Source organism: Sinomicrobium weinanense (genome assembly GCF_018863395.1).
GTDB lineage: Bacteria > Bacteroidota > Bacteroidia > Flavobacteriales > Flavobacteriaceae > Sinomicrobium > Sinomicrobium weinanense.
In genome coordinates, this window is sequence record NZ_JAHKRR010000014.1 from 1 (window position 1) to 14,876 (window position 14,876).

Annotated in this window: 10 protein-coding genes; 4 read left to right on the forward strand and 6 right to left on the reverse strand. The window is 39.7% G+C overall.

The window, feature by feature from the left end; genetic code table 11:
* Positions 1–122: 122 nt before the first annotated feature.
* From KN811_RS20865 to KN811_RS20875, 3 genes are read right to left on the reverse strand one after another with little or no spacing between them, the layout of a single operon-like run.
* Positions 123–1,307 (reverse strand): P-loop NTPase family protein, encoded by a 1,185-nt coding sequence (locus tag KN811_RS20865; protein ID WP_187967741.1) that lies wholly within the window; start codon positions 1,305–1,307, stop codon positions 123–125.
* 1 nt (position 1,308) lies between these two features.
* Positions 1,309–1,803, reverse strand: coding sequence for a three component ABC system middle component (locus KN811_RS20870; protein ID WP_187967740.1), 495 nt, complete (start codon positions 1,801–1,803; stop codon positions 1,309–1,311).
* Complete coding sequence (locus KN811_RS20875; RefSeq protein ID WP_187967739.1) at positions 1,800–2,990, reverse strand: ABC-three component system protein; 1,191 nt, start codon at positions 2,988–2,990, stop codon at positions 1,800–1,802. The genes KN811_RS20870 and KN811_RS20875 overlap by 4 nt, the downstream gene beginning before the upstream one ends.
* Positions 2,991–3,584: 594 nt before the next feature.
* Between KN811_RS20875 and proA the strand changes: the two genes are divergently transcribed.
* Positions 3,585–9,524, forward strand: coding sequence for an anti-phage protein ProA (gene proA / locus KN811_RS20880; protein WP_216335013.1), 5,940 nt, complete (start codon positions 3,585–3,587; stop codon positions 9,522–9,524).
* A gap of 176 nt (positions 9,525–9,700) precedes the next feature.
* The gene (locus KN811_RS20885) at positions 9,701–10,612 is read left to right on the forward strand and encodes a hypothetical protein (RefSeq protein ID WP_187965590.1); all 912 of its coding nucleotides are present in this window, start codon (positions 9,701–9,703) and stop codon (positions 10,610–10,612) included.
* Between the two features lie 61 nt (positions 10,613–10,673).
* On the opposite strand, the gene KN811_RS20890 is transcribed toward KN811_RS20885, so the two are convergent.
* Positions 10,674–11,153 carry a hypothetical protein gene (locus KN811_RS20890; protein ID WP_187965589.1) on the reverse strand — a complete coding sequence of 160 codons (480 nt, stop codon included), beginning with the start codon at positions 11,151–11,153 and terminating at the stop codon, positions 10,674–10,676.
* 784 nt (positions 11,154–11,937) lie between these two features.
* Here KN811_RS20890 and KN811_RS20895 point away from each other — a divergent pair.
* Both KN811_RS20895 and KN811_RS20900 read left to right on the forward strand, forming a co-directional pair.
* Positions 11,938–12,999, forward strand: a complete 1,062-nt coding sequence (locus KN811_RS20895; protein ID WP_187965597.1) for a DUF932 domain-containing protein — start codon at positions 11,938–11,940, stop codon at positions 12,997–12,999.
* 133 nt (positions 13,000–13,132) lie between these two features.
* Positions 13,133–13,402, forward strand: coding sequence for a hypothetical protein (locus tag KN811_RS20900; protein ID WP_187965588.1), 270 nt, complete (start codon positions 13,133–13,135; stop codon positions 13,400–13,402).
* A gap of 201 nt (positions 13,403–13,603) precedes the next feature.
* Here the strand turns inward: KN811_RS20900 and KN811_RS20905 are convergent, their stop codons facing one another.
* Positions 13,604–14,005 (reverse strand): lipocalin family protein, encoded by a 402-nt coding sequence (locus KN811_RS20905; RefSeq protein WP_187965587.1) that lies wholly within the window; start codon positions 14,003–14,005, stop codon positions 13,604–13,606.
* A gap of 196 nt (positions 14,006–14,201) precedes the next feature.
* The gene (locus tag KN811_RS20910; protein WP_187965586.1) at positions 14,202–14,714 is read right to left on the reverse strand and encodes a hypothetical protein; all 513 of its coding nucleotides are present in this window, start codon (positions 14,712–14,714) and stop codon (positions 14,202–14,204) included.
* Positions 14,715–14,876: the final 162 nt, after the last annotated feature.

A 14,876-nucleotide genomic window follows, 5' to 3' on the forward strand; every position in this document is an offset into this window, starting at 1 on the left:
GTTCGTTTTCCTTTAAGATCTTGATGATCTGACTTTCGGTAAATCTACTTTTTTTCATCGGACAGTTTAATGGTTTAAAGTTAAGAATTTCGAATTTTAAACTGTCTTATTTTTAGGGAAGGCTACAAATGATATTGAGAATCTATAGTATCTATATAGGATTGAATTCTTGGGTTTTCAGCTTTTGTGAATCTTAGATCCTCTCTAATGGAAGCTAAGGATTGATTTATACTTTCTATCGAAGGTATTGGGTTGTTCAATTTACTGTTACACAATGGACACAATGATTTATCTTTACTTGAATCATTATATAAATTAATTGATTCTAAACGAATTTCTTGCTGTTTTGCTTCTGATGAATAACCAAATGAGTTTTTTAGATAATCAGTAGCTGCTTTCTTATTATCTGATATTTTGCTTAACTCAATTCTTAATTCACCTCTTTTATCAATTAGTTCTTTTAAAGCAGAGTTTTCAGCTTTAACTTCAAGTGGTTGATATTCCCACTTTGATACGTATTCTAATAATGAGTATGCCTCTATTTGGTTTTGCGGATTAGCAGATTTTTCCAGAATTCCAATTTCCCTTGCTTCATTGACAAGTGAAAATGCTTGGCTAATTCCCTCAGCTTTAATTTTTTCTGACTCTCTTTTTTCCCTTAGTAGTCTGTTTAGTAGTTTTTTAAGTTGAGTAATTTCACTTTCAATGGCTAATGAATTTTCATTAACGGCTCCTAAAAAATATGGTAGGGTGTCTTTAATTGACTGGGGAACAAATTCCTTGTTTTGATTGTAAAAAAGTTGATATGGGTCAGCTACTAAATATTGTGGTTGATAACAATAAAAGCGTGAATGCTTAAAGTTGGCTTTTAATGGTTCTCTTGTTAAAGTATCGGGAACGTGAACATTCTCAGAAATACCAATCTTTCTAGTTAAAAACTCTTTTAACGAATCTACATTCAGATTGGAGTTTATACTTTCTAATTCAGGTAATTCTTCTCCTAGATTCCTTATTAGACAAACGGTTGTTGAAGCTTGAATACCTTTTATATTTGGATTTTCACGTGCAATAAATGCCGTCTCTGAATCTTTAAAAGTCAACAAGACCGCAAAATATGATACGGTATCTCTTATTATTCCTTCGGGGATATCGCAACCACTTGAAGCCAAGCAATAATTTAATATTTCAATTAGTGCTGATTTACCCGATTTTGATTCTCCCGTTATTATGTTGACTCTACCGAGCTCAAATGGTAAAATTCTTTTTTCTCCACTATGACTGTATAAGATGATTTTTTTTATCTGCATATTAAGGTGTGATTCTTAAAAATGAGTAAATAGACTTGACATCACTCGTAGATGACAACCATTTTCCTAGCATTTCTGCTTTTTTTAAAATTTCATTATATTCTTGATAATCGTCTTTATTTATCTTTTTAACTTTTTGTTCTGTTACGATTATTCCAGCATTATCTTCAAATTCAATTTTGCTGTGAAAAAGTAAGAAGGATAGGGCCTCTTTGGTGTACTTTACCATACTTCTTGAGCGTTTCGTAAAATCAAAAAATAAATCGTCATTTTTTTCTACCCATACGAAAAAATAAGTTTTAACAGTCCGCGGCATCCTTTCTCTAGTTGCTTTGTGCAATACGATTGGCAGTACTAAAAATGCAAATGCAAATGGAAAATTTGTATTGGTGTGTTTATTGTATTCTTGAGCAGTTGCTCTAATAATTTCTCCACAGAAAGCCGGATTAAATAAATTAGCAACTATTTTGTTTCGCTCTGTCCATTTTAGGTTCATATCTCATCTTTATAATTTGGATGCCAACCAATCTTTTTAGAATCCGAAAGCATTTGATAACTACCTCTTGTTAGATAATCTTGATTAAATTTTTCTCGTATCTTAATTTGCGGACAAGTTTTCGCAAATTGTCCTATATAGAATTCCCTCCCTAGTTCAACCAATTCTTCTAAACTTTTATCCTCTGTTTGGTCGCACATAATGTCAAAAATATTCTTCCAATAATCGTGTAATTTCAAGTCATATTCTTCTTCTTCATCTGGATTCAATAAATCAAGTCTCAGCCATTTAGAGCGTTGTTCAAACGCACGTCTAAAATCACTGATAGCACGTTTAAGAGTTTTTGAATTTACTTTTATATTAATTAGTTCAAGTTGCTTCAAAAAATTTCTTTCTTTTAAGCTTTCCACATCTTCGTCAGTTATTTCTAATTGAACAGGGAAATGGTTTGGCAAATTATCTGCTTGAAAAGAATCGCTTATGTTGGCAATTTTTAGTTGTAATTCACTAGCACTAATAAAGTCAATTTGACTTGTCAAATTATCGATAGATTTTCTAAACCACCATCCTTCTAAAATTTCAAGAAATGCGTCTATGGTACTTGGATATGTAGAAAAAATAAGTTCCTTTTTTATTCTATCATTAATTTCAGTTATTCCAATTGAATTATCTAAAATTCTAATGCGTTTAACCAGACTTTTTTTATTATCGAGTGATAAACTTTGATAGGCTAAATAAGCTTTTTCATTGGTTTTATTTGTAGATTCAATTGAAATTTTGTCAAGTTTTTTTATTACCTCTAAAGCATCACTGTCTAAAGTAATATTAGATTTAAATTTATGAAGAACACTAGAACTTGGAATTTCTTCGGTTGTGATTAGATTGAAAATCGTTGTATCTAATTCAATGGTTCCGTCATTTATATATTCCGACCATATTCTTACTGTTTTCCAAAAATCAACACTAGAATCAGTAAGATTCGCTTTATTCTTTATGTGTAGCTTAGTTTGCAATAGTTGTAAGTTGTTGATATCCTCAATTTCAATATCATCAAGGTTTTCAATACGTATTTTAGGGTTGTCAAGTTCTTTAGATTGACTTAAAAGAATTAGTAGGGCATATTTTATTTGGTAGAAGTATCCTAAGGAAGGCTCTTTCGCAGAAAAATCAGTAGATGTCCGTGTCATAGATTATTTTTTATTTTGAGTTTCCTGCTTTATGTTCAGCTAGCTATTAACATTTCGTAGTGATATGCGGAGTTAATTTCCGGATAACAATACATTGTTCCTGGTCTTCTTTGTATGGTATAAATAAAAGAAAACCTGGTCCATATCCCAAAGGGGATTTTCCCCCATAGTTCAAAGGAACATATTTAAAGTTAAACTATTTTACGGAAATCCATAATGGAGCAACTTCGATAGTGAGGATGGCTAATAATAGTGCCATGGCCGACCCAGCCGGAGAATTGTTAGCGGAAGGTAATATGGTCTTCTGGAAAATAAATAAGGAAAACCGGTTAAGGGTATTTTATAAGAAAGTTAAGCCATCTTCTCTCAGGAATTAAAAATCAAAGGGATTTTCAAGGGCTTTTGAATTGTAAAAACATGTTTTTAAGGATATCCGTAAGGCTTTTAGAAATCCATAATGTATGTTTACAGCGGTTCAAAGCAATGTTGTGCTTGGTGTCCAAAGGAAAATAGCCGTTGTGTTTGCATAAAGAACCGGATTTAACCTATTTTTTGCTATATTGGATAGCTTTTCTACGCTTTTAAATGTACGGTATGATAGATAAAACTACTCAAGAAATTATTGTTTTCGATTATATTCCGGCGGTAAGCTATGCTTTATACCAAAATCATGTGCCCGTATTAAAATCATTGGCTATTAAAAATGATACGGATAAACAATGGGAGCACCTCAAGGTTAATATAACTCCTGAAGATGATTTTGCCGAACCCATCGAGCTTTTTGCCGAACAGCTACCTCCGGATACCTTATATGAACCGGAAACGATCAATTTAACACTGAATCCGTCATTTATATACACCTTAACAGAAAAGCTTTGCTCGCGATTACGCCTGACCGTGATGGTGGACGGTGAGGAGATTTACAATCAAACCCACCCCCTTGACATTCTGGCGTATGACCAATGGCTCGGAAGCAGCGTGCTTCCTGAAATGATCTCCGCTTTTGTAATGCCTAACCTACCCGAATTGGCCCCGCTGTTGAAAGCAACCTCTGTGACCATGCGGCAATGGACGGATAATTCCGCTTTGGACGACTATCAAAGCCAGGACCCGGACCGGGTAAAGAAATTGATGGCAGCACTGTATAAAACCATTGCCGAAAAAAACATTACCTACTGTACTGTCCCAGCAAGTTTTGGAGGGATCGGACAACGCGTTCGGATGGTCGATATGGTATTGAAAACAAAGATGGCAAATTGTTTGGAAATGTCTCTTTTATACGCATCTGCCCTGGAAGCTATGGGAATCCATCCTATCCTGGTCGTTATTGAAGGACATGCCTTTGTCGGAGCCTGGCTCATCGATGATACCTTCCCCGATGCCGTCAATGACGATCCGAGTTTGCTTACCAAAAGGATGGTAAGTGGGATCAATGAAATTATACTCATCGAGGCAACGGCCATGAATGAAGGCAATGTTCCTTCTTTTGACCAGGCCATGGAACTAGCAGCGAATCATTTCAATGATTTGGATAAGTTTTTGTATTTTATAGATATACACAGAAGCCGTTTTAGTGGTATTCTACCTGTCCCGTTGCGTAGGAAAAAGGGAGAGGATTGGGAGATCATAACCTTTGACCATCCTTCTGAAGACCCCGTGGATTTACGAAGCCCGGTAGCTCTTGAGAGTGTTGTTGAGTTGCAGCATGTAAAAAAAATAGACTATGGTAAACAGCAGCTATGGGAAAGGAAATTGCTCGACCTTAGTTTACGAAATAACCTGTTGAACCTCCGAATGACCAGGTCCTCCTTACAGCTCATACCCGTTCCTCCTAATGAATTGGAAGATGCAATGGCTGAGGGGGAAGAATTTCAAATCCTGGCAAAGCCCAAAGATTGGGAGAACCCGCTGAGAAATACAGGGGTCTACCAGGCACTGCATCATAAGGACCCCATTCTCCAGCTGGTTAAGAAAGAACTCAAGCAACATCGCCTGAGGGTATACCTTACCGAAGAGGAACTGCATAAAGGATTGTTGAACCTCTACAGGAATGCCAGGCATGCGCTGGAAGAAAATGGCGCCAATACCTTATACTTGGCTATCGGTTTACTGCGATGGTACGAAACACCATCCAGCCAGAAACCCAGGTTTGCCCCCATAATGCTCATGCCGGTTGAAATTATCCGGAAATCAGTAAAAAAAGGGTTCATCATCCGTAGCAGAGAGGAAGAAACGGTGCTGAATGTCACACTCCTGGAAAAGTTACGGCAGGATTACGGCCTCTCCCTTTCAGGACTGGACCCTTTGCCAAGGGACGAAAGTGGCGTGGATGTTAACTTGGTGTTTAATATCATCAGGCAGACGATCATGTCCGTTCCGCGATGGGATGTAGAAGAACAAATCTTTCTCGGTACTTTTTCTTTCAGTAAGTTCATCATGTGGAACGATATTCATTCCAATGCTGAAAAACTCGCAATGAACCCTATTGTTAAAGGGCTCATTAAAGGAAGCCTGGAAGCCCCGCTAAAATACACCCGGGAAGAAGAGCTGGATCGTAAATACGGCCATGAAAAACTCCTGCTCCCTATCAGTGCGGATGCTTCGCAATTGCAGGCTATCGCAGCCACAGTCTCCGGAGAGAGTTTTATACTACATGGTCCTCCGGGAACCGGGAAATCACAGACCATCACCAATATGATAGCCAATATGTTGTACCGGGGCAAAAGGGTCTTGTTTGTGGCCGAGAAAATGGCCGCTTTGTCCGTAGTACAAAATCGCCTCGAAGCTATAGGCCTGGCGCCCTTCTGCCTGGAATTGCATTCCAATAAGGCGAGAAAGTCTGAAGTGTTGGAACAGTTCCGTAAGGTGATGGAAGTTGCCAAAAGTAAAATCCCTGAACACTTTACCAGTCACTCCAAAAGACTGGACCTTTTAAGGGACGAACTCAACCAATATGCCGAAAAACTTCACGAAAGACAATACTGCGGGTACTCCCTTTTTGAACTCTTTAATGCATATTCTGGATGTAAAAAGGGTTCGGACCATGTACCGTTTGATACAGATGAACTCAAAACATTAAACAGGGAACAGGTACAGGAACTTATGGATGTTGCCGAACAATTGCAAATCGCTGCGCTTATCTGTGAAGGGGCATCGAGTAAACACCCGTTGTACGGTATTGAGGTCTCAACATACAACAGTGGCTTTAAGGACAATCTGGGCGATCAACTGGAAGTATTTTTAAAACACAGGAAAAGCTTAAATGAGCTCCTGGAAAACATTGCAACCGCTATAAATTGGTCCGATACTTCCTGGGATGATCAAAAGCTGGAAGATTTTAATCAAATGATCCGGATTATTAATGAGCTACCGCAGGTGCCTGAAAAATTCTTTACCGAAAGGGAATTATATCGGTTGGGAGAGGAACTTCAACCGTTAATACGTGCCGGAGAAAAAAGAGATGAACTCAAACATAAGTTGCTGGAACGGTTTCAGGCTACATACTTAACAGCCCCTGCCGGGGAAATGCTAACGGCGTGGAACATGGCTTCCGTTCAATGGTTCCTGCCAAGGTATTTTGCGCAAAAAAAGATGAGGGAAACCTTGTATGGGTACCTGAAAACAGGGAAAATACTAAAGACCGAAATACATCAGATCCTACTGGATCTATTGTCGTATCAGGAAAACCAAAAGCAGATTGATGACCATAAAAATTTTCTAACGGAAAAACTCGGGCCCTTATGGAGAAATGGTACGCCTAGATGGGATAAACTCAACGAAGCCCTTTTGGGAATACAGCGTGTGGAACAGGAACTTTTAAAACGGTTGCCGGGTAAAGAAGAGGCCTTTAGGATAAGAACAGCCATAGGACATTTATACGACAAGGGCTATGTATATTTCAAGGAACATTACGGTGACGTATTCAGTAAACTGCCTGTGGTTATACAACAGGAAGAAAAAGAGCGAAGAGTTATAGAAAAACTGGTCGGCTGCGACTTGGGGTATGAGAAACATGCCGGGGTGGATGTTGGCATGGAGAAAGCGATGCGTTGGAACCGGCATTTGGATAAACTTAAAAACTGGTATCATTGGACCCAGGTGCGTAAAAAAGCAATGTCCCTGAATCTTAAAGGACTGCTTGATGTGTATGAAAAAGGAGAGCTTTCCGATGTAGAGATCAAAGATACACTCTGTAAAAGCCTGTACAGGGCGCTTGCAACTATAATCATAGAACAGGAAGAAAAATTATCCATTTTTAATGGAAAGCATTTCGATACCCGAATATCCAGGTTCAAAACCTGGATCGAGGCCTTTACAAAACTTACCCAGGAAATGCTTTATGCCGAATTGGCCATGCGTATTCCCGAACTCTCGCAAGGTACCGTAGCCACCTCGGAAACCGGGATATTACAGCGGGCTATAAAAAGTAAGGGCAGGGGAAAATCACTTCGCCAGTTATTTAACGAAATTCCCAACTTGTTACCGCGAATAGCACCATGTATGCTTATGAGCCCTATTTCAGTAGCACAATACTTGGAGGTTGATAACGACCCCTTTGACCTTGTTATTTTTGATGAAGCTTCACAAATGCCGACAAGTGAAGCGGTAGGTGCTATTGCCCGTGGAGAAAAACTAATTGTGGTAGGGGACCCTAAACAAATGCCCCCGACAAATTTCTTTTCTTCCATACATTTTGATGAGCATGACAGTAATGAGGATTTGGAAAGCATCCTTGATGATTGTCAGGCACTGTCTGTTCCATCCAGGCAACTGCAATGGCATTATCGCAGCCAGCACGAGAGTTTAATAGCCTTTAGCAATGCCAAGTATTACGATAACAACCTGTTTACTTTTCCATCTCCCGATGATCGTATATCCCGGGTACGTTTTATGGGGATAAATGGGGTTTATGACCGTGGTAAAACCCGGCAAAACCGCGCAGAAGCAGTTGCCATAGTGAAAGAATTAACACGACAGTTGACAGCTCCACAAGGGAAAAGAAAAAGTGTAGGGGTCGTTACCTTCAGTTCGGTACAACAGACCCTGATTGAAGATTTGTTAAATGATGAATTTGCAAATAACCCGGTGTTGGAAGAGATTAATAATAGCCTGGAAGAACCCCTGTTTATCAAAAACCTGGAAAATGTTCAGGGAGACGAAAGGGATATAATCCTTTTTTCAATATGTTACGGTCCGGATAAAAATGGCTACATCTCTCATAATTTCGGGCCCCTGAATCGTGAAGGAGGCTGGAGAAGGTTGAATGTTGCAGTGTCTAGGGCAAGGTATGCCATGAAAGTCTATTCCAGCTTACATGCAGATCAGATCGACCTCTCACGTACACGCTCGGAAGGAGTGGCTGGATTAAAAGCGTTTCTGGCTTTTGCTGAAAGAGGTAAAAAGGCCCTCCCGGTATCTCCTGTTACCTTATCCCGGGACAATCAAACAGGAAACCTGGAGGCCTCCGTAGCTGATTTTCTCATGGAACAGGGCTATAGCATAGAGACCAATATCGGGAATTCCGGTTATCAGGTAGATATGGCTGTTATCCACCCGGATAAGGACGGGGAATATCTTGCCGGGATATTATTTGATGGAGCAAATTACCGCTCAGGGAAAAGCGCCAGAGACCGCCACGTGATACAACCCTCAGTGTTAAAACTGTTGGGTTGGAATATCTTCAGGATATGGAGCCTGGATCTATGGGAATATAGGGAAGAAGTATTACAGGACCTTCTCGAATTCCTCGACAGGTTAAAATCCGGGAAGAAAGAAGAGAAAGCTCCGGATAAAGTTGCAGAAAATATGGAAACAGATACTCCCGAACCGGTACTGACCCATGTAGATGTTTCTATACCGGAATCTTTTGAAGAAAAAACGACACCTGAACCCCTGCCTGAAAATAAGCTGAACAGCAGCTTAAATTTCATTAATAGCCTTCCGGTAAAGGAAAACCTCCGCACTGGGCAGAATCCGATCTATACCATTACAGAATTGACACCTTTGTACCAGGTGAGCTATGAAGACTTTTTGTCGGAAAACAGTACGGAGAAGATCATGGACCAAGTACGACAGGTAATAGCAATAGAAGCCCCTATCAATGAATCGCTTTTATGTAAAAGAATATTAGAGGCATGGGGCATAGCTAGGCTGGGATCTCGTATTCAGGCTTATCTTGACCAGATTTTTGAAAAAATGGAGTTGCAAAGAACCAAGGATAGCAATGGAACCGCTTGTTTTTGGAAAGATAACCAGGTTCCGGAACACTATACGGTATACCGTATTCCGGCACAAACCTCCGAACGCCGAAATGCAGAAGACCTACCGATTTACGAAATCTCAAATGCTGTAAAAGAGTTACTTGTGAATCAAATAAGTATGCCGGAAGAAGACCTTGTTCGTGCAGTGGCCAAAGTTTTTCAATATGCCAGGGTAGGGGGCCAAGTAAATGCTGCCGTGAGGCAAGGCATTGCTTTAGCAATAGACAGGGGAATGGCAAGTAGAGATAAAAATGACAGAATAGTGAATGTATAAAAATAAAATTGTTTACGAGCTTTTTTTGCCATGAAACGAATAAGGATTTAGTGTTCGCGACCCAATACGATTTGCTAAGTTGTAAAGGAACAATGTATTGATATCCGGAAACTAACTCTGCATATCCATACGAAAGGTTAATGTATAACGAGTTGTAAAACATTTTGAAAAACCCAATGGAAGAATTTCTAACTAACTACGGACTTTATAAAGAATATATTCTTTTAGAGGATTATTATATTGGGAATCAAGACTTCACCGACCCAATTGACTTTGTTGGAAGAACTTTTGAATATTGGTGTGAAAACGAACAGGCAAACAGAACCTTTGAATTGGATTTAGATGAAGCAAGAAAGCATTATTTTGGTAGTCATAGAGCAGATTTAATACACGATGACCACTTTATTGACGGGAAATTGAACTACATATTTACGGCAATTGGAAAATGTAAATCTTGCAATAAATATCATATATATTTCGACCTAAATGTTTATTCAAATAAACCGATTTCAAATATTATTGATAACGTTGATAATATCGCATTTCACAAAAAGAACACAGAACAACACCCAAACACGAATATTTATATTCAAAAGGTAGGAGCTTTTCCAGAAATTAAAAGAGTTCCTAATAAAATAATAAGTAACTATTTTGACAGAGAAACAAATCAATGGTATTTCAAAGGAATAAATGCTCTCGATAAAAATTTTGGAATCGGGTCGTTCGCATATTTTCGAAGAATAATAGAAAAAGAATTAATAAACATTGTAGAGAGCATAAAACTATTACCTGACTCACATACCGCTGAAATTCAGAAATTGCTTGATAAGCATAAAGAAAATCCAAAAGTTAGTACTATTTACGACAATATTTTCCAACACCTTCCAAACTCTTTAAAAGTATTAGGAGATAATCCAATTAAGTTACTGTACAATCAAACTTCTGAAGGACTTCATTCGCTGACAGAAAAAGAATGTCTTGAAAAATCAGAGAAAATATTAAAGTTACTTGAGTTTGTGATTAGAAAAATCAATGAAGAGAGGTCTGAAATAAAAGACTTAAAAGAAACAATAAAAGGATTGAAATAAAAAACGTTTTACAATAACTAAGCGTTCATGTGGCCGTACCGACCACACGAACGCTTAGTTATTAGCGACAGGATTTTTTGTTACTCCATTCCAGTATAACTTCACGCGTCAAACCAGTTTTTCCGTCGAGCACTTTTTCTAATTTAACCAATTCGGTAATTCCAAGTCCAAAATCGTCAATGCCCTTATTCACTATTTCATCGTCTTGTCCAGTCATTATTTTATGAAAAATATCCTTATTTGGACTTTTTATCGTGTCCTTTGAAATTAGATAGAAAAATTTTTTTCTTTTATTTTCAGTCAGGTAAAGTGTGTCATTGTGAACTTTCCAAGTTCCTTTAACTTCCCTACACTTTAGCTGGTCGTCATGATTAAAAATATGATATTCAAAAGTGTTGTCCTTTTTTAAGTCAATCCAGTAATAGTGATTGATTGCGCTAATTTCTGTGCAAGCATATTCCTCTCCAAAATATTTTCCTTCTTGTGAAAATCCAATTTGGTTCAAAGTCAAAAAGAGTATTAATAAAATTCCTTTTCTCATCTTATCACTGACAGCTTAATATAACGTTTCGTAATGCTATACGGAGTTGGTTTTAGGATAGCAATACGTTGTTATGCTGTGTCCCTGGTACGGTTTGCATCCTATAAATAAAAGAAAACCTTGTCCATATCCCAAAGGGGATTTTCCCCCATTGTTCAAAGGAAAACATTTAAAGGTAAACTATTTTACGGAAATCCATAATGGAATACCCCCGATGGTGACCCGGTATGCCATGGCCGATAAGTACGGATCGCTCCGCTAAGGGACCGTTTGTCGGCTGATGTCCCTAAAATTAAAGGAAGTTTTAAAACTGGGGCGCCCCAATCCCCTGAAATGTATACCGTCCCTGCCCACCGCTGTGATCTTCTGCTTTGGGGCGTCTCCCCCCGGGCCGGGCTTTCCGCTCCAATCTTTTCCCCCGGGGAAAAGGGTACCCGCTGCAATCCCTGACGCATACTACAAGCCCTCTGAAGGCCATAGCCTTTCTGAACCTACCGCTGACAAGCGTAGCCCGGAAGCGTTTTTTGACCCAAAAGGGACAAAAAGGACAGCAAAGAAATAGCCATCCCGCTGGACGGGGGGCGCTTAATGCCGCCTTTGCGGCCCCCTTCGGGACTTATGCCCCCCGTGCACCGGGATAGCAGGCTAGTGGCTGTCTTTTTGTCCTTTTCAGGGCAAAAAAAATAGGCGGGAAAGGGAGCCGTGTCAAAGCAAACCCCACAGGGGAGGCAGCACCAATCCCGACCGCAGTAGTCAAACTCTTTGTTTAACGTAAATCTTTTACATCATGCACAACATCAATTTGAACAGCAAAACAGGAAAGTACAGCTTTTTCAGTACACGGAAAACCGCATGGCACGGCCTGGGGCAGGTCGTTCAGGACTATCCCACCAGTGAGGAGGCCATGCAGTTCGCAGGCCTGGACTACCAGGTGGACAAAATCCCGGTCTTTGCCCATTGGGATAACCCGGATGCCGGGGGCAGCCCGCAGGAACTTATCCCCGTACCGGATCATTTCGCCACCGTGCGGACAGATACCGGGCAGGCCTTCGGGGTGGTCGGGAAAGACTACCAGGTGGTACAGAATACCGAAGCCTTTGCCTTTTTTGACGAGATCGTAGGCGGGGGAGAGGGCATCCTCTACGAAACCGCCGGGGCGCTAGGCAACGGGGAACGGGTCTTCATTACCGCCAAACTCCCCGGGTATATCCGCGTAGGGGGTGGGGATGATATCACCGAAAAATACATCTTCCTGACCACCTCGCACGACGGTTCAGGGAGCATTACCGCTGCCTTTACCCCCATCCGCATCGTATGCCACAATACCCTGAATGCCGCCATGAGAAATAAAACCAACGTGGTGCGCATCCGCCATACCACCAATGCAGCGCAACGCCTTAAAGATGCGCATAAAGTAATGGGACTGGCCAATACCTTTGGCCAGGAACTCGAAACCCTCTTTAACCAATGGGCACAAGTGCGCATTAAAGACGAAGAAGTAAAACAACTGATCCGCATGGCCATGTGCCCGAATAAGGAAACCTGGCAAGCCCTTGAAAAAGGGGAGGAGGACAAGCTGTCCACCACCTATAAAAATACCTGTGACCAGGTGTTCTCCTATGCCATGATCGCCGAGAGCCAACAAATGCAGACCACCAAAGGAACCGTGTTCGGGGCCTACAACGCCGTGACCGGCTACTACCAGAATGTGCGCAACTTTAAAGATGATAACGCCAAAGTGAAATCCATCTACCTCGGGGGAACAGCCCAAAACCGGGGACAGAAAGCCTTCGACCTCTGCAACGCCTTTGTACAACACGGGGCGGCAGCCCTGAATATGAACTGATACCAACCGGGGTTTCCCTTCCCGGGAAGCCCCTTAACATTGGCTTGCAGGTGACGACCTCCCGGCAGCCGCCGGGACACACGCCAGATACCACTACACAGTAATCCTTACAAATAACTAAATAACCAATCCCATGAAAACGAAAATACAAACCTATCGCATCCCCGATTTTTGCCTGCCCTACCTGTATTACCGGGAAAATACCGGGGAATTATCCGCAGAAGAAGAAAAAGCCATCCAGGACTTTATCAAAACCGAAGGCGTACTGCACGTAGTGGAAGTGCTGGACCTCCAACCCTATCCCTATCCGGTCAATGATGTGTTTAACGGGACCAACGGTTTTACCTACCGGCTCTGTAGGGTCTATGATGTGAAGATCAGTGTAGTCTATGCATGCGGTTAAACAAATCCCTCTGAAAGCCGGATTGATCTTCCCCTGCCAAACACAATGTGGGTATTTCTCATAAAACTCCAAGCATAAAAGTATTGATGGTTAACCATTTGAAATGGTCCCATTTTAAAACTGGTTTGACTTCCGGGAATTAAAGATTTGTTCAACCGGTTCTTTGTTGGCAAAATGTTTATTTCTTTAGTACGGATAAGTTTAAGGAACTCTTTCCATGTGTAATTCAACATATTCAGATTTAGACCTGGAAGGGTGGCTTTTAATAATTAAAAAATGATCATCTAAAGTTAATATCTTGTATGTTTCTTTCATACTACCATTAATTATGATGAAAAATATCCCTTCTTTATAATCCCATTTAGCCGGAACTTTTTGTTCCATACCGTTACCAAAATCAAACACTAACGATTTGTCTTGCTTTAATTGATATGTGGTTTTTTCAGCACTCTCTTTGAATGATTGAATAGATGCATCAGAGAATCCTTTTCCTGCAAAATTTGCCTGGGTAACTTTCCAGGTACCAACTAACTTTTGTTCATAATTTTCATCGTAGCATGAAAAAATAATAAGACAAGTAAGGAGTAAAAAAACATTCTTCATGTAATGCGTATTGATTTTAATAGTTGCTAAAGATCTTGGTTATGGGTAGTTGCTTGGCCTGGCATTTAAGTTTGCAAGTACACCATACTAAAAATCCTCGCGGATTTTTCGCCGTAAACCGAAGATAGTAAATTTGCAAAAGATTTTTAAGAGGGAAGTCAAAAGCAATGAATTATAGCCATCTTTGTTGTATGAGCTATTTATCGATCATCAATCTTTTATTCATTTTTTTGATGTGCCTTTTATTATAAATTTTACTGTTTAAAATCCAATAAATCATTATACCAAATACGATTGTTGTTAGAATTGAAATCCAATGAATTCCTTCCCAATAAAACAATCCAACAAGAATAATTGTGAGCGCTGTTTCAAAGATGTATTTTTCTTTCTCTTCATTCCTTCTTTGAAGAATCATTTTGTTACCTCTTCCTTTTTTTATTCTTTCCAACACTTTTTTGGCCAACTTGTCAATACTGTAATAGGTGTCCAAATCTGAAAGACTAAAACAGATTCCAAATTCCAATTCAAGTTTATCCATAAACCTATGATACTTTCTAACTCCTCTAAATGAATTCTTGATTGTATTTTTTTGATGTGCCGGATGAGTCAAGAAGTCCATAAAATGATTTTCATCAAAATCAGCGGAAGAATTACTTCTTTCTGATTTAAAAATCTCAAGTATTTTATCTCTCACTTCTTGTTCGGTCATTTTGGTTTAATTCTGATTAACGGTTTGGTTCGTATGTTTTTACTTTTTATAAATATATAAGAAAATTTCCCCCATTCCTCAAAGGAGGAGTATGAAAAACTAAATTATGTTACGGGTATCCTTAATTTGGTTATCAGCCTACATATTGATGATGATCGAAGA

Coding starts and splice junctions, on each gene's coding strand:
- KN811_RS20865 (WP_187967741.1), bottom strand. CDS start 1,307: ATGCAGATAAAAAAAATCATCTTATACAGTCATAGTGGAGAAAAAAGA.
- KN811_RS20870 (WP_187967740.1), bottom strand. CDS start 1,803: ATGAACCTAAAATGGACAGAGCGAAACAAAATAGTTGCTAATTTATTT.
- KN811_RS20875 (WP_187967739.1), bottom strand. CDS start 2,990: ATGACACGGACATCTACTGATTTTTCTGCGAAAGAGCCTTCCTTAGGA.
- proA (WP_216335013.1), top strand. CDS start 3,585: ATGATAGATAAAACTACTCAAGAAATTATTGTTTTCGATTATATTCCG.
- KN811_RS20885 (WP_187965590.1), top strand. CDS start 9,701: ATGGAAGAATTTCTAACTAACTACGGACTTTATAAAGAATATATTCTT.
- KN811_RS20890 (WP_187965589.1), bottom strand. CDS start 11,153: ATGAGAAAAGGAATTTTATTAATACTCTTTTTGACTTTGAACCAAATT.
- KN811_RS20900 (WP_187965588.1), top strand. CDS start 13,133: ATGAAAACGAAAATACAAACCTATCGCATCCCCGATTTTTGCCTGCCC.
- KN811_RS20905 (WP_187965587.1), bottom strand. CDS start 14,005: ATGAAGAATGTTTTTTTACTCCTTACTTGTCTTATTATTTTTTCATGC.
- KN811_RS20910 (WP_187965586.1), bottom strand. CDS start 14,714: ATGACCGAACAAGAAGTGAGAGATAAAATACTTGAGATTTTTAAATCA.